The following is a 24,324-nucleotide window of genomic DNA, read 5'->3' as shown; positions in this document are numbered from 1 at the left end:
ACTCAGCCCACGAGGCCGATCGTCACGATGATGAGCACCACGACCACCACGGTGCCGATCAGCGCCAACGCCACCAACGCGGCGCGCCCTTTGGCCTTTGGATCGATGCCCATCGCGGCGAGGTCGTCGGCCATGTCATCCAGACTCTGATCGCGGATCCGTGTGTTCGTCTGGGGCACGACCTCGAGGGCGTGGGGTGGCGATGCCGGCTGCACCGTGCCTACGAGCTCGACAGGATCGCCCACGCCCAGGGTGCGCTCGCCCACGAGCCACGCTTCGACTCGTCCACCCGTGAGAGCCTCGAGCTCCGGCGGTAGGCGACCAGTGGAAGGCATCGGGCTCACCGGAACGCTGCCCACGTCGAAGATGAAGGAGCCGCTGGGCACCCGCACGGCACCTTGGTCCGTGTCCAGGGTCAGATCTCCGGAGACATCCACGCTGCCCACGTGAACGCGCCGCGTGGTGCTGCGGCCCTCGCTGTCCGTCGTGCGTTGGTCGTAACTCAGGGTGTAGTGGATGGCGGCCGCTTCCCAGCCGCTGATGGAGCTCTTCACGGGGCGGCTGGTGGCACGAACGCGCCCGGTGGTGTGGATCGATCGCTGGGAGCTCATCCGCCCAGGGTAGCGGGCCGAGCAGGGAGAGTGAACCGCGTTGACCTCCGCGCACGGCGGGATAGCGTGAGGGAATGCGCGGTCTGTTGGCGTTCGCTCTCGTGCTCGCGGCCTGTAGCTCGGAATCCAACGACCACCCGAGCGGCAACGCGGGCGGCGCGGCCGGGAGCGGCACCGGTGGCAACGCGGGCAACGCGGGCAACGCGGGCGCAGCTGGCGTCGGTGGTGGCTCGGGCGGCAGCGCCGGGAGCGGCGCCACGGGCGGCAGCGCCGGCTCCACGGCGAGCTTCCCCATGGAGCTTCCGGGGCTGCCGCCGTTCCAGAGCACTTCTGCAGCGGTGAGCGCCACGCTGCCGCAAGGCTGGCAGACGCCCAAGAAGAGTCGCTTGCTGGATGCCAACCGGCCCGCGCATCCGTCCATCGGCAGCTTCACCAAGCACAACTCCATCATCGCCGCTTACTGGGAGCTGTACGACACCGCGGATCTGGCGGACGGCAAGGACGTTCCCACACGATCCGGCGGCAACATGGTCACCGGCGGCGGCGCGCTCCACGTGCAGTGGGATCTCGACGACGACAGCGAGCGCTACTTCTACGTCGTCAAATCAGACCACCACTTGTACCGCGTGCACGCCGACACCGCCGACGCCACGGACCTGCTCGATGCCGCAAAGCTGAACGCCGCTCTCGGCAGCCAGGCAAAGGACGAAGACGTCTACTTCGGCCCGAGCGAAGGCCTCAGTGTCGGCAAGGCCAGAAACCAAGGGCACGCGCTGGCCTTCGGCTACTTCGTCACGGGCTCCCAGGCGACGTTCTTCGCCTACGACGTGACCAGCGACACGGTGCTGCCCCAGACCCAAACGGAACCGCTGCTCGCCGGTCAACCGTACGACTTCGTCAGCGTCAGCTTGGATAGCGGCTACGGCATCGCGAAGCCGCGCCCGCAGAGCGATCCGAGCTCGGTCCCCTGGTGGTTCTTCCCGCTCGATCCCACGTCCGGCGTCGGGCCCAAGGTCACCAGCAAGGTGGCGGGGATCGAGCTCGACACCGTCAGCCACGCCACCGCCTGCTACCGCATGGAAGGGAACGCCCTCGTGGATGCCTGGTGCTCATTGATCGAAGACCACCTGAACGTGTTCCGCCTGGACGACGGCGAGCGCATCACGGACAAGCCCATCGAAGGACAGTGGGCCAAGCACATCGGCTACGTGGACAACACGCCGTTCGTCGTCGCCGACGACGCCGAGGGCAATCTCACGGCCGAACGCACGGACGGTGGCGGTGGCCATCCGCTCGGAACGGGGTGGAACGGTCCGGACGGCTACTCTCACCTTTCGCGCTGGGCTGTCGGGGAGAACATGCGCGTGATCGGTCAGCGCGCGAACGGAGACGTGGAGGTGTGGTGGTGGTAGCTCAGTTGCAGGTCGCGGAGGTGAGGTCCTTGTAGGCCGAGGCACAGGACGCCGCCACGCAGGACGTGCAGTCGGTGGACTTCGAGTCCTGTGCGCACGCCGGACAGTTGTCGGAGATGCACTGGGCAAAGGGTGCGAGCTTCATGGGAACGTTGGGACAGGCGTCCGTCAGACACTTGCCGCGGCACTCCGCGCTCTGTCCCGCGCAGCTCGTGATGCAGCCGAGGGTCTCGGCACCGGATGCGGTTCCCGTTCCGGTGACCAGGCCGTCCCGGCAGAACTCGACGTCTTCCGAAGCTCGAGGCCAGTACATCGCGACGAACATGCACATCTCGTCGGTGTCGGCGCTCGGCCCAGCCGCTACGCCGAAGGTGTCGGGATTTTGGTAGTCGCAGTGGTACTTGATGGAGCTGCCGGCGGGCAGCAGCGCGGGGGGCTCCTGAGTGAACACCCGCGGCACGGGCTCTTCCCAGTTGTCGGTCTCGTACAGCGGACCGAGGGCAGAGGAGACGGCGGCGTCGGAAGATTCCGCGCGGAAGCCGACGGCCCGCTTGTGCATGTGGGAAGCAGCAAAGGCCAGATGCACGTCCGTCGGTACGGGGCAGGTCAGCTCTGCCGTGCTCGCCGCCTGGGGATCGATGTAGATGGCGGGATTGAAGAAGAAAAGCACGCCCGCTTCGGTCACCGGCTTGTCTGCATCGAGAAGATGCATCGAAAAATCGATGGTGGCGTGCAGGTCCTGAGCGGAGCCGTTCAAGTAGTGGGCTTGCACCAGGAGCACTTCATTCGGATCGAAGCTCTGAGCCACGCCGTCGGGCAGCAAGAACTGTCCTTTCGGATCCTGTGCCGCGTAGGCCACGCCACGCACCTTGGACATCCATCCCGTTTCGTCGCAGTCCGTCAGCGCCGTGGGAGCACCCTTTGGAATGCTCGACAGTCCCGTGCGGTACACCAGGAAGTGGTGGCTACCCGCGGTGTACACGTGATCGATGCTGCCCACGTGCATGGCGCCGCGATCCGCCGGCATCTGGATGAACGCGCAGCGCAGCACCTCCTGCCCGGCGCCCACGTCGGCTTCGAAGTGGAACGACAGCGCATCGTCCTGCTGCTGAACCGGCGGCTCCGTCGCCGGATCACTGCCACAGCCCGAAAGCAGCACAAACCCCAGGAAAACCGCTCGCCGCATCTCTCGCCTCCCGTTATTGGTATTTCTACCAAGAACAGGATTGGCGTCAACTCGAAGCCGTTTCCCAGCCGAAATGCCGGGCCAACACCTCGCCCACGCGAGCCAACGCTTCTCGGCCCTGCTCCTCCGTTTGTGTCTCTCCGAGCACCAGCCGCTCCACCCCGAACCCCCAGAACAGCGCCAGCACTACGTCCACGTCGGCGTCCGGCTGACTCTTCCCCAGGATGGCGGTCAAGAAGCGTCGCACCCTGGCAGCACCCTCTTCGAGCTCGGCGCGCAGCTCCGGATGTGCGTCCGCTTCGATGGTCAATCCGAGCAAGGCTCGCGTCCGCGTGCGATCTGCGGCCATCAGCTCCACCACTGCGAGCAATCGCGTTCGTAGATCCGGCTCGAGGCTCTCCAACAGTTTGGCCACGCTGCGCACCGTGTCCTCCCGAAAGCGCTGGGCCACCGCCACGAGCAAGTCGCTCTTCTTCGGAAAGTAGTAGGTGAGGTGCCCTTGCGGCACGCCCGCGGCCTCCGCCACGCGCACCTGCACCACCGCGCGCACGCCGTTCTCCCGCAGCAGCTGATGCGCCGCACTCACGATCCGTTCGCGCACGTCACTGGAAGGCCGCGCCACGCTGTGGATCTATGCCGAGCCGGGCACGAATGCCAGCTCGGCCTCGCGCCGCAGCGTGTCCACCAGCGTCAGCGCACTGCCGGGAAACACGCCGTACTGGATCTCCGGGTGATGCTTCAAAAAGAACTTCACCAGCCAACCCAACGAAGAAATGTCGAAGCCGATGCCCGCAACCAGCACGCTTTGCGCCGGATCCTCCACCGGCAAGACGTCGAAGCGCAGCACCAAGTCCCGCGGCTCGCCTTCCACGTGCGACAGCTCCAGCATGCGCCCCGCCTCACTGCGCGCCCGCGCCTTGAACGAGAACTTCGCGGAGAACACGGCGATGCGGAACTTGAGCCCCACCGTGGCCATCTCGTCCCGCAGCGTGACCTTGTCCATCATCGGTACGCGCCCGGCGTAGCGCTCCACGTCGGACACCACCTGCCACACCCGCTCCGGAGGGGCGAGCACCCGCGCCGCAGCTTGCGCTCGGTTCGGCCGCTTGTCGGCGTCCATGCCCACGCGAAGCAGCGGCTCCCGCGCGTTCACGATGGTATCGAGCTCGAAGGGCAGATCGGAAAGATCCATGGTGCGCGATGCTGGCACGACGCGTCGACCACCGCCACGACTGAAACACTTCACCACCATGCCCATTTGTTTGTCGGTGCGGCGCGGAAGCGTCGTGGTGCCCCGCCAGTGGGTGCGACATGGACGACAGGCGTCAGCTAAGGAGATTCGTTCCGCTTGCCCAAGCCCCTTCCTGTTTCGTATGCTCCGGCTGCATTGGGGGGTGAATAGGTGGTGGCAATGAGAACTTGGTGGTCGGCCGCGACCGTCTTTGTGGTCGTGGCTGTTTCAGGCTGTGGAACCAAGGTGCAGTACTCCGAAACGAACGCGCCTCCACGGCCGATGTTTCCTCGGAGCGTTACAGAGGTGGCCGTGTTCTCGTCTGGTCTGCCGGACCGGCCCTACGTAGAGGTGGGAATGCTATTCGCTCGAAAGCGCGAATACTCCGCGGACGAGATGCCAGACATCCTGAACGCTCTGCGCAAGGAGGCGGGCAAGCGCGGGTGCGACGGAATCGTCGTCACAGGGGACAACTCGGTGGTCGTTGGAGGGCAATACAGCACCGGCACGCTCGAAGGCATCAAGGCAGCCTGCATCGTGTGGAAGGAAGATCAGCCGCCTTCCGCCCAGGACGCGAAGCCAGAGAAGGCCGACGCCAACCCTAACGAGCGTCCCCGTCCGCCGGGCGCCGCGGGCTTCGTCTACGGAGAAATGCTGGAGAAGTCGCAGAGGACTTGCACGGATGCTTCCTTGGAGTGGAATCCGGTGAAGCAGACTACGTACTCGTGCAGCGGAACTCCTGCCGGCGTGGGAATCACCGCACGTAGCGAAGTGCGTTTCTGTGACGGGCGCCTTTGCGAGATCAAGATCCTGTCTGATTCCAAGCTGCCGTCCGCCTCTTGGAAAGACGTGTATGTGCAAGCTCGTGATGCGCTCTCCGGCAAGTACAAGCAGGCGCAGGAAACCAGTGAAGACGTTCCTGACGAGTGCACCACGGAGACGCTCGACGCGTGTCTCGCGGACGAGCGGGCCAAGCTTCACTCATCTTGGTGGTGGGACAGCGGTGAGCGTATCGAGCTCGGGATCACGCCGACCGGGGAAGGTAAGGCGATCCTCGAGATCGTATATACGAAGTGGCCCCTCGATCCGCCGCCCAAGGTCGGGGGTGCTGGGCTCTAGCCGCCAGGGCTGCAAGCCTCCACTGACACAGGCAAGTTGGTCGGTGCGCCGCGGAAGCGTCGTGGTCCGCGAGCGGCGCGCGGCGTAGACTGAGCGCATGGGGATGCACGAGTGGGCGGCACTGTTGCTGTTGGCGCCGCTGGCAACGGCGGCGGCGTGTGGCGGTAGCTCGGACGAAAGCCCGGAGAGCGGTGGTACCGCCGGCACGGCCGGCAGCGGCGCGACGGCCGGGACGGACGCGGGGAGCGGCGGAGCCGGCGGCGCGAACACTGGCGGCGTCGCAGGCAGCGGCGCGGCCGCAGGGTCCGGCGGTGCGCCCTTCAGCGGCGTGGCCGGCTGCGGCGCGACACCCCCGCCCGGTGCGGCCCAGCCGGATCCGCTCCCGTCCTACGCCGGCACGTGCCCGGCTCTCGTCGCGGGGAGCAACACCATTCAAAGCTCGGGCAACGACCGCAAATTCATGCTCGCGCTCCCGGCTGACCCAAAGCCCGGCGAAGTCTTTCCGGTGGTCTTCCTGTGGCACTGGCTCGGCGGGGACGCCCAAGGCTTCTACGACAAGGGCGAGATCCAAGCCGCGGTCGACACCCAGCGCTTCGTCGCGGTGCTGCCGGAGAAGAAGGGCGACGTGCTCTTCACCTGGCCGGTGGAAGGCGTCCAGTCGCAAGCCCGCGTGGACGAAGAGCTCGCGTTCTTCGACGACATGCTCGCCTGCGTCGGAAGCGAGCTCACGGTGAACGAGTCCTGCGTCTCCAGCGTGGGCGTGAGCGCGGGCGCGCTGTGGACGGACATCCTCGCCCACGAGCGGAGCACGCATCTATCGTCGTTCATCTCGCTCTCCGGCGGCGTGGGCGGCGTGATCCGACCGTGGAAGAGCGCGCCCCACAAGCTGCCCGGCATCGTGCTCTGGGGCGGCCCCACGGACAACTGCGCGGGCCTGCTCAAGTTCGAGGACATCTCCCACACCCTGGAAGACGAGCTGATCAAGGACGGACACTTCTTCGTGGAGTGCGTGCACAACTGTGGTCACTCGGAGCCGCCCTTCGCGGGGCCCGCGGGTTACTCCAAGTACAAGGGCCTGTGGGACTTCGTGCTCGACCACCCGTACTGGCTCGCGCCGGGAGAGTCGCCGTACTCCGGCGGCCTGCCCGCGGACATGCCCGAGTGGTGCGGCATCGGCAAAGACAGCGCCACCCCGCGGACCGGCGTCTGCGACAACCCGTCGCAGTGTTAAGAGGCGAACGTCGCTTCGACCGTCTTCTGTAGATCCGCCTTCGCCGTATCGCGCAGCGGCGCGCCGTGGCCGCCAATCAGGTGCTTGAAGTCGAGGGCGGCGAGGCGTTCGAAGTCCGCGCGGAGGGAGCCGCCCGGCGGCGTCATGCCCTTGCGCCAGGGCGGACCGATCTGCGCCGGCCGCGCGGTGAAGCCCATCAGGTGCGTGATGGGCTTCGCCATCAAGCTGCAACCCTCGGTGCTCGGCCAGTTCTGGACGGCGTCGCAGGTGATCAAGATGCCGCCAGCGCGCTTCACCAGGAGGGCCGCTTCCTTTTGCAGGGTTTGCTCGAAGACGAACAACTCCGCGTCGTCGAAGGGCAAGTGGTCCGGCGTCAGCTCTTGCTCCGGCTTCGGATCCTTCGCGCGGGCTCCGCCCGGAAGCGCCCAGTACTGTGCGCCGAAGCGCTGCAGGTTGTAGGCGTCGTCCATGCCGTGGGCGTACCCGATCTTCACGACGTGCTTCACCGTGCCCAGGCGCTCGAGCTCCGCTTCGCCCTGTGACGAGAGCCGCAGGGACGAGATCAACGTCAGGTCGGAGCCGGAACGCACGATGACCATGAGGCGCGGAATGCGGACTCCCGGACCCATCCGTACCGATCCTCGTACCCAGAAGACGCCGTCGAGAAGTTCTTGGACGGGACCGTGCGGCTCGACGGGGGGATGCGTCATGCCGCGGAGGGGAGCACACCCAGCCGCGCCGTCAAGCCGCGACGTTACCGCGGCGAACCGACAATCAAGAAATCCGGCTGCCACTCCGGGCAGCGGGCGCCCTCAGCTCAACCGCCGCGGCGGAGCTCCGTGAGCACCAGCTTGCTCACGGCCTTGAGGGTGTCGAAAACGCCATTCCCGGCGCGCGCATTCGCCTCGTAGTCAGGGACGCGCATCGGGTTCAACAGCTCACGCAACTCTTCCACCGGTACGGTGTTGGGAAGGTCACGCTTGTTGTACTGAATCACGAACGGGATCTTCTCGAGGGAGTAGCCCTGCTCCGCCAAGTTGGTGCGCAGGTTCTCCATGCTCTCTTGATTCGCTTCTAGACGCTCGATCTGAGAGTCCGCCACGAAGATGACGCCATCCACGCCCTTGAGGATGAGCTTGCGGCTGGCGTCGTAGAAGACCTGACCGGGGACCGTATACAAATGAAAGCGGGTCTTGAACCCGCGAATTTCCCCCAGTGAGAGTGGCAAGAAGTCGAAGAAGAGCGTTCGCTCGGTCTCCGTTGCCAGGCTGATCATCTTGCCCTTGGCGTCGGGATTCGTGCGCTCGTAGATGTACTGCAGGTTCGTCGTTTTCCCGCAGAGGCCAGGCCCGTAGTAGACGATCTTGCAGTTGATCTCTCGGGCCATGTAGTTGATGAAGCTCATCGCCCGAGACCTTTAGTCGTTGAAGAGGTTGTCGATGTCCTCGTCGGTGATCTCGGCAAACGGAGAGTCTGACCCAGGTTCTTGAACCTTGGAGAGCAGAGCCTCGAAGATGCGATTGAGCTCGTCAGTGGCTTTGCGTACGCGGAGCCGAACCAGCCCGAGGCTCGACTTGGCGTCGAAGATCACGACCAGAATCACGCGGTTGCCCACGAGCTGGATGTGAATGTTCGCGTTCTGCCCCTCGTGGAACTGAGCGGCGAACTCGTTCTCACGGAGCAGCTTGGCGATACCGCCCGTGGCGGCAATGTTGCCCGCCGTGAGAGAAGCCAAGGACGTGGTGTCCAGATTGTCTATGTCACCGCTGGCGGCGATGAGCTGACCATTCTTGTCGACGATGAAGACGACCTTGGCGTTCGCTTCCTTCACCAAACGGTCCACGACCGCCTGGATCTGGTTGAACTCCTCCTCGTACATCACCATCTGCGGGTTGACCATGCGAACCTCCGCGAGCTCGACCTCGGCAGCGCCCGTATTTCGGGATACCGACCACCGCGAGCCCCTGTTTGAGAGACCCGAGATGACCCCCGCCGGCGACGGTGACGCGCGTCGTCACCGGGCCCCGAGGGGCGAGCTCCTAGTGTCTCACCCTTCTATATGACCCCTCCCGGCCCAGCAAGCGCGGGGTTCAGGAAAAAGCCTCGAGAGCGGCGAAAAGGTTGGATTCGGGCTGGCTCCCGGCCGGCGGGAAGCACCCCACGTTGGGGGAGCCGGCGCGCTTGCCGGACCTCGGCCATCCAGCTAAGCAGGTCGGGCCCGTGAAACGACTTCTACTCGCGCTGATTTGCGTGCTCGTGAGCGTGGCTGCCCACGCCGGAGCATCCTCGTCCCCGTTCCATCCGGACCTGGTTCTGGCCCAACGGAAGCTCGACACGGCACGCGGCGCCGAAGCCTACGCAGCGCTGCGTGCCATCTGGAGCACTTGGGACCGAGCCGATCCGACACACGTGGAGGAAGCCCTGCTGCTGGCAGAGAGCTCCCCCAAGCTGTCGCCCCCCGCTCGGGCGTACGCCGGCTGGCTCGCTGCCCACGCGCGCACGCGGCGCGGTGACTTGGCCGGCGCGAAGAAGAAGATCGCGGCGCTGGGTTACATCGACCAGTGGCTGGTGGTCGGCCCCTTCGACAACGAAGGAAAGCAGGGGCTGGCGGAAGACCAGGGACCCGAAGCCGAGCTGACCCAACCCATCGTTCCGGGCCGCGCCTACTCCGGCAAGGAGCGACCGGTGCGCTGGCGCGTGGTGCCCAAGGCGTTTCCCTACGGTTGGGTAGACTTGAGCTCGCTGTTGCGACCGGATCGGAAGATCTGCGGCGTGCTTCGGACCTTCGTGCACGCGAAGAAGGGCAGCCGCACGCCGCGCGCCATCAGCTTGTGGGTCGGCAACGGCGGCGCCTTTCGCTTGTTCTGGAACGGCAAGCAAGTGCTCACGGATCCTGGCTACCGCGCCCACGATGCAGATCGCTTTGCGACGGCAGTGACGCTGGAGCCAGGGGAAAACGACCTGACGCTGAAGGTGTGCGGAGACGACGCGGCGCCGCTGGTGAGCGTGCGCATCGGAGACGAGCGCGGCGCACCGGACCCGAACCTGGAGGTCACGGCGACCATCGCAGCCAGCGAGGCCGCGGCCAAGCACGTGGCGGAGCTCGTCAAGAAGAAGGCGGCGCCGCCGCGGGCCAAGCTGGAAGGGCCGATGCAGAGCCTGGAGCAAAGCGCTCGGCAGAAGAACGCGACCCCTTCGCAGTTGTACGCCTACGCGGACTACTTGGTGAACACCGGCGGGGACGACCCGGCGGACCACGACGCGCGCGACCTGGCGCGACGCGCCGCCGAGCGCGAGCCCACCGTGGAGCGCTTGCTCTTGGCCGGGGATCTGGCGGAGGACAAGAACCAGCGCAAGGAGTGGGTGGACAAGGCCGTGGCCCTGGCGAAGAAGAGCGGTCGTCCCAACGTGGACGTGCTCTTGGCCCAGGCGGACCTGGAGCTGTCCAGCCCGAACTGGCGCGCCGCCGTTCCCTATCTCGATCGCGCGCTGGCCATCGACCCCGACAACGTGGACGCGATGCAAGCTCGCGTGCAGCTGAACAACGACGCGGGGCTGAAGCGCACCGCGCTGGCGGCGCTGGAGCGTGCAGTGGATCGCAACCCGCGCTCGGTGAACCTGCTGAACATGCTGGCCACGCAGCTGCGGGCGCTGGGGCGGGACACCGAAGCCGCGGTGGCGGAGGACCGCTACGCTTCGCTGCGCTTCGATGATCGCACCTTTTTGAACGCGCAGATCGATCTGGCGGTGGCACGCCGCAACAAGCAGGCCGCGGAACGCTGGGTTTCGCGGCTGCTCGCGGCGGACCCCGACAGCCAGTGGGCCCACGGCGTGGCCGCGCGGGCGTACCGCGCCTTGGGGCAGCCGGACCGCTCCATTGCCGCCTACCGTGAGGCGCTGAACCTCGCCCCGGAGGACGTGGGCACGTTGCGCGCGCTGGCCGACCTGTACGGCGAGCTCGGCAAGCGCGACGAACAGCTCAGTCTGCTGCGGAACATCTTGAAGATCCGTCCGCAGGACAAGGACGTGCGGGAGTACGTGGAGCACATCCAGCCGTCGAAGCCGCGGCCGGACGAAGCCTACGCCTGGAACCAGAAGCGCTTCCTCAGGCTCCGCCATGCCCCCAAGAACGGCGAGACCAAGCGCGTGCTGCGCGACTTGACGGTGACCACGGTGTTCGAGAACGGGCTCTCGAGCAAGTTCCGACAGGTCGTGTTCCAGCCGCTCACGGATGCCGCCGCGGCCGTGGCGCGGCAGTATGCGTTCCAGTACCAGGCGGACCGCGAAGTGGTGCAGCTCCGTGGCGCGCGCGTGTTTCGCGGCGACGGCAAGGTGGACGAAGCCATCGAGTCGGGCGAAGGCGCCGCCGACAACCCCGCCATCAGCATGTACACCTCGGCGCGGAACTTCTACGTGCAGCTGCCGCGGCTGGATCCCGGAGACGTGGTGGAGCTGCGCTACCGCATCGACGACATCACGCCCAACAACGAGCTCGCGGACTACTTCGGCGAGGTCGTGTACATGCAGTCGGACGAGCCCACGCAGAACGCGGAGTACGTGCTCATCACGCCCAAGAGCCGCACCCTGTACGTGGACGAGAAGGTGCCCAACCTCAAGCGCGAGGTGAAGGAAGCCGGCTCTCAGCGCATCTACCGCTTCTTCTCCAAGTACGTGCCACCGGCCAGCTCCGAACCCGCGATGCCGCCCTGGCCCGAGGTGCTCGGCTACGTGCACGTGTCCACCTACAAGTCCTGGCAGGAGCTGGGGAAGTGGTACTGGGGTCTGGTCAAGGATCAGTTCGACCTGGACGACGAGACGCGCAAGCTCGCCCGCGAGATCACCAAGGGCAAGAAGACCGACGCCGACAAGGTGAAGGCCGTCTACGACTGGGTGGTGGAGAACACGCGCTACGTGGCGCTGGAGTTCGGCATCTACGGCTACAAGCCGCGACGCTGCGTGCAGACGGTGGCCCGCGGTTGGGGTGACTGCAAAGACAAAGCCACGGTGATCGCGACGCTTCTGGAGGAGGTCGGCATCCCCTCCACCATCGTGATCTTGCGCACGCAAATGCGCGGCGATTTCGACTCCAAGGTCGCGAGCCTGGCCCCGTTCGATCACGCCATCGTGTACGTGCCGAGCATGGATCTGTATCTGGACGGCACCGCGGAATACACCGGCTCCACCGAGCTACCCATGATGGACATGGGCGCCCTGGGCCTGCGTATCAACCGCGGTGACGCGAAGCTCGTGCACTTGCCGGTGGCGGACCCGACCAAGAACGTCACCGAGCGCAAAGTCGTCGCCAACGTGGAGAGCGGCGGCAATGCGAAGCTCGAAATGGAGTACCACACGAAGGGCGTGAATGCGTCGGAGTGGCGGCGCCGCTACCACGCCGAAGCCACGCGCCGAGAGCGCGTGAACGGTGACATCGGCCGCGAGTTCCCGGGCTTCAACATCCTGCCCGGCACCGCCGGCATCACCACCAGCGATCTCGAGAACATCGAGCAGCCGGTGAGCCTCACCCTGCGCGGCAGCGCCCCCGGCTTCGCTCGGCGCGAGGGCAAGCAGCTCAGCATCGCGGCCACCGTCAGCACCCGCCTGACGCCCAGCTACGCGTCGCTGTCCAGCCGCACGCAGGACGTGGTCGTCCAGGGCTTTTCCACCCAGGAAGACACCTTCGTGCTGAAGCTGCCCGCGGGCATGAAGCTCACCAGCGCGCCGCCCGAGAAGAACGTGGACACCCCCTTCGGTAGCTTCAGCGTGAAGGTCAGCGAAGAGCCGGGGCAAATCACGGTGAAGAGCCGCCTCGCAGTCAAGGTGATGCGCATTCACCCCAAGGACTACGCAGCATGGAAGAAGTTCTGCGCGGACGCGGACAGCGCACTGACTCCGCGAGTCACGGTGGGGCCGTGAAGCGCGCACTGTGGATCGTCCTGCTGCTGGCGCTGGTCGTCGGCGGCTGTGGAGGCAGCGGCGCGAAAGGCGCGCCCACCATGCTCTCGTCCCTCCGAGAAGACGCGCGCGAATCCGACGACGCCGATCTCGTGGGCCGCTGGCTATTGGCGGAAATGTTGTCGCCGGGAGGGGACGCGCGCAGCGCCAAGAAGGCGCGCAAGCACCTGGACGAGCTGTCGGACAAGTCGCTGTACGCGTCCCTCGCTCGCGGCCTGGACGACGCCGTACACGGGCGGCTGGCGACGGCACCGGACCACTTCCTGGAAGCGGTGCGCGCGGCCCGCGCGGCGGACAGCGACGACGCGGAGCTCATCGCTTGGTACGCCGCGCACCAGGCGGTGGCGCTGCGGCACAACGCGCCGGATCTGTGGAAGCGTTGGAGGCCGTTCGTGGAAGACGCCATGCGCGAGCCCATGCACCTGGGCTGGCGCGCCCGCAGTGAGCTCACGGAGTGGTGGGCGGACGAGGCGTACTCCGCCGCGCGCCGCAAGGTCGACGAAGCCGCCGCCAAGCAGTCGGGCTGCTTGGCCAACGTGCGCCTGGCCGGCCCCTTCGGCCGCGGCGTGGCGCCGGACACCTATCGTCACTTCCCGGCGGAGCAACCCGGACCTTGGCCCACTCGCTGGAAGCCGAACGAGCTCACCGGCGAGACGCCCCACCTGCTCAAGAGCAAGCAGGAGGGCTGTTTCGTGCACGCCGACGAGAGCACCCCGGCGGGTATCTACTACGGCGAGTCCTTCCTCGAGCTCGACACGCCGCGAGAGGTGATCATCGCCGCTCAGGGCGCCTTCGCTCTGTGGGTCGACGACACCCAGGTGCTCGATCGCGATCCGCGCAAGTGGGGCGTGTGGCCCGAGTTCGGCGTGCAGGTGTGGCTGCCCGCGGGGCGCCACCGCATCTTGGCGCGCCTCGCCAACCCGCAGACGTCCATCCGCGTGGTGAGCAACGACGGCGCGCCCTTCGGCGCGAAGAGCAGCGTGGACGCCGCACCGCCGTACAGCATCGTCCCGCCACGGGTCACCAAGAACCCGAACGTGCTGGGCCGCTACATCAAGCGTGGCAACGTCGTGGATCCAAAGAGCGATCTGCTTCGCTACCTGGCGGCGAGCCTGGCCTACATCGAGGGACAGGGCGACGTCGCGTCGGTGCTTTCGGAACCGCTGTTGAAGGACATGTCCAAGGCGACGGGGCCGGTACTGGTGGCGTCCGCCACCTTCGCCGACAAGGATCCGCTGTTCGACCGCACGCAGGTGAAGGACCTGGTGCGGGAGCTGCACCAACGCGCGGTCAAGAAGGATCCCGAGGCGTGGCAGGCCGCGCTGTCTTTGGCGCTGTGGAAGGCGGAGCGCGCGGGGCCGGCGGACGCGGTGACGGCGGTGCGGGGCCTGGTGGACGAGTTCCCGCAGGTCCCCGGCGTGCTGCTGGCGCTGTCGCGCCTGTACGGCGAGCTCGGCTGGTCGGCGGAGTACGCAAACACCGCCAAGCAGCTCGCGGTGCGTTTCCCCGAGGACGTGGAGGCGCTCACCCTGGCGCTGTCCGTATATGACGCTCAGGGAGATCGGGCGAAAGCGGACGATCTGGTCGCCCGCATCATGAAGCTGGATCCCGACAGCGAGGTGCGGCTCTCCCGCGCCCTCGAGCGCGAGGACTACAAGACCGCCCTCACGGAGCTGAAGCGCCTCGGGGAACGGCGCCCGGAGCGCAAGGACATCGCGGAGCGTGTGTTCGACGTCATGGTGCGCGCAGGCAATGCCAGCGAGAGCTGGAAGAAGCTGGAAGCCGCCATCGACAAGGAGCCCAAGAGCGGGCCGGCGCGCCTGGCGCTGGCGGACGCCCGCTACGCCGGCGGTCAGAAGGACGCGCTGCGCAAGGCGTTGGTCGATGCCGTGGCCCACGGAGCCGGCACCTCGGGTCTGGAAGACGCCCTGGATCTGGTCGACGGCATGACGCAGCTCGAGCCCTACCGGCTCGATGCCCTCCAGATCATCAAGGACTACGAGAAGAAGGGCGAGCACCTGCCCGGCACCGCAGCGCGGGTGCTGGACTACGCCGCCATCTGGGTTCACGCGGACGGCTCGAGTCGCATGCTGGAGCACGAGGTGGTTCGCATCCAGAGCCCCGAGGCCATCAGCAAGCTGGCGGAGCAGGTCAAGCCGGACGGGCTCGTGCTCCACATGCGGGTCATCAAGAAGGACGGTCACGTGCTCGAGCCGGAGCTGGTTCCGGGCAAGCCCTCCGTCACCTTCCCGCACCTCGAGGTGGGCGACTACATCGAGACTGAGCACATCATCACCAAGGCCAGCGAGAGCGAGGGCGGCCGCCAGTACCTGAGCCCCCATTGGTTCTTCCGCGAGGAGAACGTCGCCTACGCTCGCAGCGAGTTCGTGGTCATCACGCCGGAAGACAAGCAGCTGGTGATCGAGACGCGCGGCCAGGTACCGCCGCCGAAGGTGCAGAAGCTCGACGGCCTGGTGGTGCACGACTGGCGCGTGGACGAGAGCCCGGCTGCGCCGCAGGAGCCCGGGTCCGCACCCATCACGGAGTTCCTCCCCAGCGTACGCCTGGGTTGGGGCATCACGCTGGAGCAGCGGGTGCAGCGCCTGGCGGACACGCTGGAGGACATCACGCCGGTGGACCCGCGCATCGTGCGCATCGCCAAGAAGATCGTCTCGCCGTTGCCCAAGAAGGCGGAAAAGAAGCGCGCCCAGCGTTTGTACCGCTGGGTGTTGGCCAACGTGGAGGACGGCCCCGAAACCGACGGCCGCCGCGTGGTGGTGGGCAAGCACGGCAATCGCTGGCGCGGCTTCATGGCGCTGTGCCGTGCGCTGGGCATGAACGTGGAGTACGCCGCTGCCAAGAACCAGCTCGCGCCGCCGCCGGTGGGCCCGCTGGAGCGCGCATCCCAGTTCACGGAGCCGCTCCTGCGCCTGGACACCGACGAAGGCCCGGTGTGGCTCACCTTGGGCAGCAAGTACGCGCCCTTCGGCTACGTGCCGGTGGAGATTCGCGGCGTGCCCGCCTACGTGCTCGCCGGCGACAAGCCCAAGCGCGTGACCACGCCGGTGACGGGCACGGAGGACAGCGTCATCTACGAAGGCACCTTCAAGGTGGCGCGGGACGGCAGCGCGCGCATCGATCTGGTGCAGCGCTTCTATGGCAAGTACGCCATGGCCGTCCGCAGCGCGGTGGCGCAGCTGTCCGAAGGTCAGCTCCGGGATCTGGTGGAGTCCCGCCTGCTGGGCCGCTCGCTACGTGGCGCTCGCCTGATGAAGTACGAAGTGGAAGCGCGCGACGACCTCGACAAGCCCCTCGTTCTCCACATGATCGCGGACATGTCGAACTTCGCCCCGCCGAACGGTGCGGAGCTCCTCGTCGCGCCGCCGTTCTCACCCCACGTGAGCCAGCTGGCGACCTTGCCCAAGCGTCAGACTCCGCTGCTGATTGGCGAAACCACGCACCAAGAGGTGCGCCTGCGCCTCGAGCTCCCCGCCGGCGCCAGCGTCGCCGGCGCCGACAAGGCCACCGTGAAGGACGGCAACAAGCTGATCCGCGTGAACGACCGCATGGAGGGCAGCACGCTGATCCTCGATCGCGTGATCGACATCCCCGCCGGCCGCGTGCAACCCGACGAGTACGCCCGCTTCGTCGACTTCGCGCGCAAGGCCGACGAAGCCCTGAACGCCACCGTGCGCATCCGCCTCGGCAGCTGACGCATCCTGTTGGTCCGGCGCGGAACCTCGCGCCGCGACGCCTCTCCGCGACGCACTACCTCGCGCCGCGACGTCTCTCCGCGACGCACTACCTCGCGCCGCGACGCCTCTCCGCGACGCACTACCTCGCGCCGCGACGCCTCTCCGCGACGCACTACCTCGCGCCGCGACGTCTCTCCGCGACGCAGTACCTCGCGCCGCGACGCCTCTCCGCGACGCAGGACCTCGCGCCGCGACGTCTCTCCGCGACGCACTACCTCGCGCCGCGACGTCTCTCCGCGACGTTGTTTCGTCGGACCGCGCGCCGCGACGGCGTGCCGTGCGCGACGTTGGACGGTGACGTCGATGTCCTTGGGCGCGCCGTCCCAACCCCCAAATGTAGGGCAACTATCTGCTCAGATTCGTGATCATCTCGGGGGGCATGGTCGACCATGTCGGGAAAATGATCACCATTGTGAGCATTTTCTCGACCCTCTCCGAGAAACTCGAGGCGCGGACGGGCGAACGGGGGAGGTGCTGGTTCATCTCGTTGCGAGCACCGTTCGCGGGTACGACGTCATGGCTCGGCGCGAGCATGCGGCCTGGCTTTGGCGCCGCACGCGGCAGAGCTTCTCGCACGCGCTGGCGGCATGCTTGCTTCCGGACCACCTGCACGTCATCACGCCCGCGCTCAGCGCCAAGGCGGCAGTGTCCCGGTTGGGAGCCGTGCTCTCGGGCTACTCGCGCCACGTGGGCGGGGGCAATCTGTGGGCGCCCATCCCACCGCCCGCGGTGCACCCGAATGACAAGCACCTGTTGCGCGACATCCGCTATGTACACCTCAATCCCTGTCGTGATTTCTTGTGCAAGGATCCCCTCGCGTGGTTCTTTTCCACGCACCGCGGCGTGATTGGAGCGGAGATCGACCCGTGGGTATCGGCCGAACGCCTGGGGGCGTGGTTCGGCTACCCCGCGGAGCACGTACCGAGTTGGCTGCACGCCTACGTGTCGGGAGATCCGACGGTCGCGGTCGCGGGCACGCCGCTTCCGGTGCCGGCCCAGCCGTCCGCCATTGCGCGCGTTCCCCTCGCGGACGTGGCGGCGGCCGTTCGCGCCGCCACGCCCTGGTCATCCATCAGCCTGAAACGTCGCGTGTTCGTGACCCTCGCCCGGACCGTGGGCTGGCGCGTCACCAACGAGAACGCACGCGCCATCGGCGTACATCCACAGACCATCCGCCGCCTCGCCCGCGACCCGGTGGGCCCAAGCGAGCTCGCCCCCGCGCTGCTGTGCCTGGGCGACCCACGGCTCCGCGTCCTGTGACGCGCGCTACCAGTCTTCCACCACGCGAACTCGTCCGCAGTACAGGCCAATGGCGTCGATCAGCGATCCGGCTCGACCGTAGATGCCGAGCACGACGCCGTCCGTCCCGCAGCTGAGAGAGAACTCACCGCCGCCGTTTCCGGGCCCGGGGTTCTGATAGTGGTAGAACGGATTGGGCCAGAACGATGCTTCACCCCGGAACGTACCCTCCACGGTGTAGGTTCCCGCGAGCTGACTGTCGTTCGTCACGTGAAGATCGCCGCACTGCGGGCGGATGCTATCGACCAAGGATCCGCTGCGCCCTTTGAGACCGATCATCACCTGACCCGTCGGGCAGTCCATGTCGAACCCGGTAGTCTTGAAGATGATGAAGGGATAGTACGGCACGTTCTCGGACCACTTGTCCCAGCCAGTCCCACCCGCGTGAAGCGGAAAGCCCGGCTGCCCGGCCACCAGGGTGTTCAGGTCCAGCGGCGCGCAGCGGATGTCGAGGCCGCTGATGACACCGCCGTGTTGGTTGGCCCCGTAGAATCCCGTCATCACGCTATCCGCGGGGCACAGGACTCCGTAGCCGTTGCCCCCCGGTCCACCGACCAACGGGGTGGCCGACTGCAGCACGAGCTCGTTGCCGACGGGGCAGCCATCGTCGATGAAGCCGTCGCAGTCGTCGTCGAGGGCGGGAGACTGCTCGCAGCGCTCGGGTCCGGTCGCCCACATCACAGGCGGATAGGTGGCCTGACACGTGCAGCTGGTGGCCGAACAGATCTGGGTTCCCTGGCGGCAGTAGGCGCCGCCATAGACGGGAACGGAGCACGTGGTTTGCACCGCCTCCGCCGTTTCCCCCGTAACCTCGTCACCAGCACCCGGGTCGGTATCCACTGCACACGCCAAGAGCGCGAAGGAGACGGACCCGATCAGCAGCGTTCGAAATGCTCTTCGTGATGTAGCCATGCAGCGAGAGTGGGCCACGCCGCGATGGAGATCATGAGCATTCCTTCGGTCGTGGGCCATCGCAACCGAATCGCAACAACCCCGACCACGGCGACGATGTCTGATCTCGGTGGCCATGCCGAAGGACGCCGAAGCTTGGTGGCGCGGGCTCTTGGACGGAAGCTCCCGCCTGGTCACGCACTGGGACGAAGCCGACGAGCGCCGCCTCTTGCTTCGACGGGTCGATCCAACGGCTCCTCCCCTGACGAAGCGGGAGTGCGCCGTCGTGCTCGGCGCTACCCGCGGCCGCGGAGTGACGCTCATCGCCCTCGAGCTCGGCATTGCCCCGGCCACGGCCAGCGAGCACCTCGCCTCTGCCATGCAGAAGCTCGGCGTCCGGACCCGCGCACAGCTCGTGATGCTGTTCGCTTCGGGGAGCCAGACGCTCCTTCCACCCGCCGGACTCCGCGCAGCGCGAGCTGCGCCCGACGAGATGGTGCTCCGCTTTCCCCTGCGTACAGAGGCGCTGACGCTCACTCGCACCGAGCAATTGATCTGTCGCCATATCCTCGCCGGGCTGGGCAACCTGGAGATCGCTCGCCGGCGCGGGCGCTCCCAACGCACCATCGCCAACCAAATAGCCAGCATCTACGCCAAGCTCGACGTCGGCTCTCGGGGCGAGCTGACCTCGCTGCTCGCCAACCACAGCTTGAGTCGTCAACCCGCGGGCGGAAGCTCGACCCTCACGCACAGCCCGCCGAGCGCGGACCGATCGAAGATCACCGCACCGCCGTGACGATGGGCGATGGCCAGCACGATCGCCAGGCCCAGCCCGTGCCCTCCCCGACGCCGGCTGCGCGAGGGGTCGGGACGATGAAAGCGCTCGCCCAGCTTCTCGAGCTCTTCGTCCGGCACACCGGGGCCGTCGTCCTCCACCACGACGAACGCAACGGACCCCACACCGGTCTCCACTCGGATGGTTCCCTCCGCGGGCGCGTAGCGCAGCTCGCGGGGGCGCAGCGGTTTGACGACGTAGTCGTCCGCGCCGGCACGGAATCCATTCACCACGTCGTCTTCCCCGCCCAGCGCGGTGATCATCACGATTCCGGGAGAGGGCTGCGTCTCTTCTCGAACGCGAGCCGCTACCTCCAAGCCGGACAATCCGGGGAGCATCACATCCAAGACGAGAATGTCCGGAGCGGTCTCGCGAAAGGCCGAGAGCGCGGCGTTGCCGTCGTCGACGGAGTGCACCTGCATGCCTTCGTGCTCCAGATGCATGGCGATGACGCCGCGAAGCGTGTCGTCGTCCTCGACCAGAAGCACACGTGGCTCCCCCATCGGGGGCTAGCAAACTACAACCCGACCCGATCTCCAACGCAGCGCCCTCGGCGGAGAGAAAGCTCAAGTATTTCCAGCCGCTTGACGTCGACGCCGGAGTGCGAAGGCGAGGGCCAGAAGGCCGAAACCCTGGTTGGACGTGGTGCGGGCCTGCCGGCAACCGCAGCCGCCGCTGTCATCCGAGCTCGCGCCGGAGCTCGGAGCGCCGCCCAGCCCGGCGTCGGCCTGAACGCCACCACCGCTTCCCGCGACGCCTCCGCCAGCGCCTGCGCCACCCCCGCTGCCGCCGCCGGTGCCCGCCGCGCCGCCACCGCTGCCGGCGCTTCCACCCGCGCCCGCGTCCGGCGCGTCCGGTGACAGCTCGAGAGCACCGACATCGCACGCGGCACCCAGCGGCCGCGTGGCTCCGGTTTGGTCCACGGGCTCACATGCTCCTTCGCCGCTGCTGGCGGGATTGCCCTTGTCGATGGCGGGACTGCCGAACTGCGGCGCCAGCGTTTGCGTGCTTCCCCCGTTGTCCGACAGTGACGAAAGCTTCGGATCGATGGCGCTGCCGCCGGTGCCGACCTGATCCCCCGCCGCTGAAACGAACGTACAGCCGGTGTCGCTGCCCAGCACGTTGTAGCCCTTCGAGATGAGGAACTTGCCGTTGGCCGCGCTGCATTCGGGTGAGCTCGTCGGGTTGACATTGCCCGCAATGACGCTGTTGGACACGGTGAAGGTCCCCGCGCCGGCGTTGTTCGGGATGCCGATGCCTCCGCCGCTGGAGCCCGCGGAGTTTCCCGACAGCGTGACGTTGTTCAACACGACGTCCTGTCCTTCCGACTCGATCCCGCCGCCCACCGTGCCCGCGGTGTTGTTCGCGATGGTCGTGTTGCGAAGGGTCACCGTGCCGGAGGCGCCCAGCAACCGGAACGCGCCCCCCTCGCCGTCGGCGGAGTTATTGGAAAGCGTGCTCGCTTCGACAGTGAGCTTTCCCCCGCTGGTGTTCTCCAGCACGCCGCCACGTCCACCATGATTGCCATCGAAGGTGCAGCGCTTGATGTCGACAATGGCACCGGCGTTGCGGAAGACGCCGGGCGCGTCGGTGGTGCCGGAGTTGTTGGTGAACGTGCTGTCGCTGACGCTGGTGGTGACGGTGACGTCCTTGCTCCTGACGAAGATGGCGCCCGCCTGGTTCAGCGCGGTGTTCTGATCGAACGCGCAGTTCGTGACTGTCAGGTTTGCGTCGACCAAGTCGATGGTGTTGGTCTTGTTGGCCGTCAGCTCCACGTTGTCCAGGCTGACGGTGCCGCTGCCCAGATCCTGCCGGATGCACACGGCGTTGTTCGCCAGGAACTTGGAGTCACTCACGGTCAAGCTGGCCGTGGGCCCTTCCGTGATGACGTTACGAGACGCGGGGTCGCTCGCGTTGCCGTTGCTCTGGAAGGTACAGCCCTTGATGGTGAGCTTGGCACCGTTGTCGATCACATCCTGGTGCTGCCCCTTCGTCACCGTCAGGTTTTCCAGCGTCAGCTGCCCTGGAGCGATGTTGCTCAACAGGCGCAGGGTCGAGGCCGCCGCATTGAACGTGAGCGTCGCGGTTCCCGCCGTCGGTCCCTGCAGCGTGATGGTGCTGGACACCATCGGCAGCGCGTCGCCCGGTTGGGTCGTGGTGTAGGGCAACAAGAGCTCGTAGTTGCCCGCCGGTATCTGGATCACGTCGCTGCCCAGACCGGCGGCGCAAGAGTCGACCGCCGCGTCGGTGTTCGCGGCCACCATCGCCTCTGCCAGGCTGCATTTCCCGTCCGCCGCGGAGGTGGCGGTGGCCTGCGCCGTGGTGTCGACCACGATCGTCGTTGCGTGCCCGATGGCCGGGGCAAGCCAAACGCCAACGGCGACGGCAAGCGCCCAAAGCTGCACTTTCGCGAATTCAAAGGCGGAACACTGGTGCATCGTGAAACCTCGCTTCCGCCATCGAAGCTAGGCGCTAAGCGGGAATCACGCTGTTGCGATCCTGTTGCAATGGGTGTTGGTCCGCCGCGGGCACTGCCGGCCCGAACCCGCGCACGCCACTGCTTCGACCCTTCCGCGAGCGTTACTTCTTCGGCATGGGCGGCGGCGCGATCTTCAGGCACACCTGCGGCTCTGGCTCCGCACCGGCGGCTGCGTCGGTGGGTGGCGCTCGAGCCAAGCACGGCTGCGGCGCGGTTTGCGACAAGCATGGCTGCGGCGGGGGTGACAGGCACGGCTCCGGAGCGCCGGCGTCCCGCGGCGGCATCGGCTCGAGGCACGGCTGCGCCGTGGCCGGCCCTCCCGTATTGGTCGTCCCGCCCTCGGGGATCGACGCCGGCGACAGGCACGGCCGAAACGGATTCACCTTGTCGCAGCTGGTGGCGGCGAGTCCGGCGAGGGCCGACGCGACGAGCAGCTTGCGGCGCGCGAGGATGGCACGGCGATCGCGGTCGTCCGACATCGCGCCGTGATCTTGCGCTCCTCGCCTTCCGCAAACAAGACGGGGCTCGCGCCGGACCAACATCCCCATGATGAATGACGAATTGGCAGTGCCCCTGCGGCGGCGCTGACACAAAGTGCGGTGGGCAGCGGCGCAACGGGGGAAACGTCGCGGATTTGCGCGGCATGTGCCTTGCTACATGCTCGCTTGATGCTGTCCGCCCCCGTCGCCTTGGCTGCGTTTGCCGTCGCTGGCATTGCCGTGGGCGTCGTGACGGCGGGGCGCACGCGAGCGCTGGGCGTCGCGCTGGCCCTGACGACCCTGGCACTACCGCTGCTCGTCGAGCCGCTCTACGCGCGGGTGCTGCTCGCCTTCGGCTGCATGGTGTTCGTCGTGCGCGCCATCGACCTCGCGCGGGACTCGCGTCAGTGGCCGACAGTGGACCGCGTGTGGCTGATGTTCGCGGTGTTCGACGTGCGCGCGCGCCGGCGCATCCCCCGCAGTTTCGAGCTCCGCCACTTCGCCACGTTCATCGCCTACGCCACCCTCGGCGCGCTGGGCCTCGCGCTCGTCGTGCGCGTTGCCCCCGCCGTGGGCGGCGCGTCGGGGCTCACCCTGCGCTGGCTCGGCGGTGCCGTGCTCGTGTACGCCGCGGCGGATGCCGCCAATGCGCTCACCGTGGGCGTCCTCGCGGCCGGCGGTCTGCGCGTACCGACGCAACACCGCTCCCCCATTCGCGCCCACACGGTGCGTCAGTTTTGGGGCGAGCACTGGAACCTCAACGTGCAAGCATGGTTCCGTCGCCACGCATTCTTGCCCTTGGCCCGCCGCGGTCATGCGCGGCTCGGCGTCGCGGCGGGGTTCGTCACCAGCGCCCTGCTCCATTTCTATCTCGTCGCGGCGCCCATCGGCGTCCGTTGGGCGCTGCCCATGGCCGGCTTCTTCCTGGCGCAAGGTCTGATCGCGGTGGGCGAAACCCGCGTTCAGGTGGCGCGTTGGCCGCGCGCCGCGCAGCACGTGTGGACCGTGTGCGCGGTGCTCGGCTGCTCCCCGCTGTTCGTCGAGCCGATGTTGCGCGTGCTCTCACTTTGACGCGCCACCCCCGAGCGTCAGGGTGAGCCCGCCGGCAACGTACGGCCGTGCGCTCTGTTGCTCTGCGTTCTGGAGCGCCGGCTGCGTCCCCACGCTGCCCATCAGCGCCAGCCGCCCGCCGTGGAACACGGAGTCCAGGTGACGCCCGAAGTCCAACGCGACGCCCGCGGTGCCCGCCGGGTAGAAGCCACCGGCATCCGCCGCCACGGCCACGCCCGCGTCACCGCAATCCGTACCGTAGCCCTTGCCGTCCATGCAGTAGTGCCCGCTGACGTCCAGCCCGGTGACGGAAGCCGCCGCGAAGGCGTGCACCTCCGCCCACTTGCTCTCCGGCGACACCAGCGCATCCGCGCCCAGCTCGAGGCCGCCGCGGGTGGCGCTGTAGTCGGCCTTGCTCTCGCCGCCCTTGGCGTGCGTGCCATAACCCACGGCCACGGCGGTGAAGCGCTTCTCTTGGTCTACGTGGGTGCGGTAGCGGATCATCGGCTCCACGTAGCCGTCGCTCCCGGCGCTGTTCACGTAGCGCGCGCCAACGCCCACCCCCGCCACCGGCTCGATCATGCCGCCGGCTTGGCCGATGGCCGTGCCCTTCGCTTCCTCGCGTGTGGACTGGCTCAGGTAGTACCCGGGCACCGCTCCAGCTTGCAGCTCCACCCCGGCCTTGCCGACGGCGGGCGCGACCATCCCGGTGGTGGCCGGCATCGGGCCGAGCGTGGTGCATCCCCCCAGGAACGTGACTGCAACGAGTGCGAGCTTCTTCATGGCAGAAGCGG

General features: G+C 67.3%; 20 protein-coding genes. 8 read left to right on the top strand and 12 right to left on the bottom strand.

Features of this window, described 5'->3' with window-relative positions:
• Positions 1 to 2 precede the first annotated feature (2 nt).
• Positions 3 to 611, bottom strand: a complete 609-nt coding sequence (locus H6717_35010) for a hypothetical protein (GenBank protein MCB9582298.1) — start codon at positions 609 to 611, stop codon at positions 3 to 5.
• A gap of 74 nt (positions 612 to 685) precedes the next feature.
• On the opposite strand from H6717_35010, the gene H6717_35005 reads away from it, so the two are divergent.
• Entirely contained in the window at positions 686 to 2,023 is a 1,338-nt protein-coding gene (locus H6717_35005) for a hypothetical protein (GenBank protein ID MCB9582297.1), read from the top strand.
• A gap of 1 nt (position 2,024) precedes the next feature.
• Here the strand turns inward: H6717_35005 and H6717_35000 are convergent, their stop codons facing one another.
• The 3 genes from H6717_35000 to H6717_34990 are packed head-to-tail and all read right to left on the bottom strand — an operon-like array spanning position 2,025 to position 4,401.
• Positions 2,025 to 3,209, bottom strand: coding sequence for a hypothetical protein (locus tag H6717_35000; GenBank protein MCB9582296.1), 1,185 nt, complete (start codon positions 3,207 to 3,209; stop codon positions 2,025 to 2,027).
• A 46-nt stretch (positions 3,210 to 3,255) separates the two neighbouring features.
• On the bottom strand, positions 3,256 to 3,810 hold the full coding sequence (locus H6717_34995) for a TetR/AcrR family transcriptional regulator (protein ID MCB9582295.1): 555 nt from the start codon (positions 3,808 to 3,810) through the stop codon (positions 3,256 to 3,258).
• A 30-nt stretch (positions 3,811 to 3,840) separates the two neighbouring features.
• Positions 3,841 to 4,401: a hypothetical protein gene (locus tag H6717_34990; GenBank protein MCB9582294.1), complete on the bottom strand. Its 561-nt coding sequence runs from the start codon at positions 4,399 to 4,401 to the stop codon at positions 3,841 to 3,843.
• A 396-nt stretch (positions 4,402 to 4,797) separates the two neighbouring features.
• Here H6717_34990 and H6717_34985 point away from each other — a divergent pair, with 396 nt between their 5' ends.
• A complete protein-coding gene (locus tag H6717_34985) occupies positions 4,798 to 5,559 on the top strand; it encodes a hypothetical protein (protein ID MCB9582293.1) in 762 nt (253 codons plus the stop codon).
• 97 nt (positions 5,560 to 5,656) lie between these two features.
• Positions 5,657 to 6,790 carry a hypothetical protein gene (locus H6717_34980; GenBank protein MCB9582292.1) on the top strand — a complete coding sequence of 378 codons (1,134 nt, stop codon included), beginning with the start codon at positions 5,657 to 5,659 and terminating at the stop codon, positions 6,788 to 6,790.
• On the opposite strand, the gene H6717_34975 is transcribed toward H6717_34980, so the two are convergent.
• The 3 genes from H6717_34975 to H6717_34965 form a co-directional block, all read right to left on the bottom strand.
• Positions 6,787 to 7,419, bottom strand: coding sequence for a hypothetical protein (locus tag H6717_34975; GenBank protein MCB9582291.1), 633 nt, complete (start codon positions 7,417 to 7,419; stop codon positions 6,787 to 6,789). The genes H6717_34980 and H6717_34975 overlap by 4 nt on opposite strands.
• A gap of 188 nt (positions 7,420 to 7,607) precedes the next feature.
• On the bottom strand, positions 7,608 to 8,195 hold the full coding sequence (locus H6717_34970) for a gliding-motility protein MglA (protein MCB9582290.1): 588 nt from the start codon (positions 8,193 to 8,195) through the stop codon (positions 7,608 to 7,610).
• Between the two features lie 12 nt (positions 8,196 to 8,207).
• The gene (locus tag H6717_34965; protein ID MCB9582289.1) at positions 8,208 to 8,690 is read right to left on the bottom strand and encodes a roadblock/LC7 domain-containing protein; all 483 of its coding nucleotides are present in this window, start codon (positions 8,688 to 8,690) and stop codon (positions 8,208 to 8,210) included.
• Between the two features lie 320 nt (positions 8,691 to 9,010).
• Between H6717_34965 and H6717_34960 the strand changes: the two genes are divergently transcribed.
• The 3 genes from H6717_34960 to H6717_34950 all read left to right on the top strand — a co-directional run bounded on the left by H6717_34960 (position 9,011) and on the right by H6717_34950 (position 17,757).
• The gene (locus tag H6717_34960) at positions 9,011 to 12,703 is read left to right on the top strand and encodes a DUF3857 domain-containing protein (GenBank protein MCB9582288.1); all 3,693 of its coding nucleotides are present in this window, start codon (positions 9,011 to 9,013) and stop codon (positions 12,701 to 12,703) included.
• The gene (locus H6717_34955) at positions 12,700 to 16,455 is read left to right on the top strand and encodes a hypothetical protein (GenBank protein MCB9582287.1); all 3,756 of its coding nucleotides are present in this window, start codon (positions 12,700 to 12,702) and stop codon (positions 16,453 to 16,455) included. The genes H6717_34960 and H6717_34955 overlap by 4 nt, the downstream gene beginning before the upstream one ends.
• 558 nt (positions 16,456 to 17,013) lie before the next feature.
• Positions 17,014 to 17,757 (top strand): hypothetical protein, encoded by a 744-nt coding sequence (locus H6717_34950; protein ID MCB9582286.1) that lies wholly within the window; start codon positions 17,014 to 17,016, stop codon positions 17,755 to 17,757.
• A gap of 6 nt (positions 17,758 to 17,763) precedes the next feature.
• Here the strand turns inward: H6717_34950 and H6717_34945 are convergent, their stop codons facing one another.
• Entirely contained in the window at positions 17,764 to 18,708 is a 945-nt protein-coding gene (locus H6717_34945) for a hypothetical protein (GenBank protein ID MCB9582285.1), read from the bottom strand.
• 109 nt (positions 18,709 to 18,817) lie between these two features.
• Between H6717_34945 and H6717_34940 the strand changes: the two genes are divergently transcribed.
• Positions 18,818 to 19,483 carry a helix-turn-helix transcriptional regulator gene (locus tag H6717_34940; GenBank protein MCB9582284.1) on the top strand — a complete coding sequence of 222 codons (666 nt, stop codon included), beginning with the start codon at positions 18,818 to 18,820 and terminating at the stop codon, positions 19,481 to 19,483.
• Here the strand turns inward: H6717_34940 and H6717_34935 are convergent.
• The 3 genes from H6717_34935 to H6717_34925 all read right to left on the bottom strand — a co-directional run bounded on the left by H6717_34935 (position 19,405) and on the right by H6717_34925 (position 22,480).
• A complete protein-coding gene (locus H6717_34935; protein ID MCB9582283.1) occupies positions 19,405 to 20,010 on the bottom strand; it encodes a response regulator in 606 nt (201 codons plus the stop codon). The genes H6717_34940 and H6717_34935 overlap by 79 nt on opposite strands.
• A gap of 78 nt (positions 20,011 to 20,088) precedes the next feature.
• Positions 20,089 to 21,927, bottom strand: coding sequence for a right-handed parallel beta-helix repeat-containing protein (locus H6717_34930; GenBank protein MCB9582282.1), 1,839 nt, complete (start codon positions 21,925 to 21,927; stop codon positions 20,089 to 20,091).
• 175 nt (positions 21,928 to 22,102) lie between these two features.
• Positions 22,103 to 22,480: a hypothetical protein gene (locus H6717_34925; GenBank protein ID MCB9582281.1), complete on the bottom strand. Its 378-nt coding sequence runs from the start codon at positions 22,478 to 22,480 to the stop codon at positions 22,103 to 22,105.
• 189 nt (positions 22,481 to 22,669) lie between these two features.
• On the opposite strand from H6717_34925, the gene H6717_34920 reads away from it, so the two are divergent.
• Positions 22,670 to 23,551: a hypothetical protein gene (locus tag H6717_34920; GenBank protein MCB9582280.1), complete on the top strand. Its 882-nt coding sequence runs from the start codon at positions 22,670 to 22,672 to the stop codon at positions 23,549 to 23,551.
• Here the strand turns inward: H6717_34920 and H6717_34915 are convergent.
• Positions 23,543 to 24,313, bottom strand: a complete 771-nt coding sequence (locus H6717_34915) for a hypothetical protein (GenBank protein MCB9582279.1) — start codon at positions 24,311 to 24,313, stop codon at positions 23,543 to 23,545. The two genes, H6717_34920 and H6717_34915, sit on opposite strands and share 9 nt — an antisense overlap.
• Positions 24,314 to 24,324: the final 11 nt, after the last annotated feature.

Source organism: Polyangiaceae bacterium (genome assembly GCA_020633235.1).
Lineage (GTDB): Bacteria > Myxococcota_A > Polyangia > Polyangiales > Polyangiaceae > JACKEA01.
Note: the sequence above shows the minus strand (reverse complement) of the source record. Positions and strands in the feature narration are given on the sequence as shown.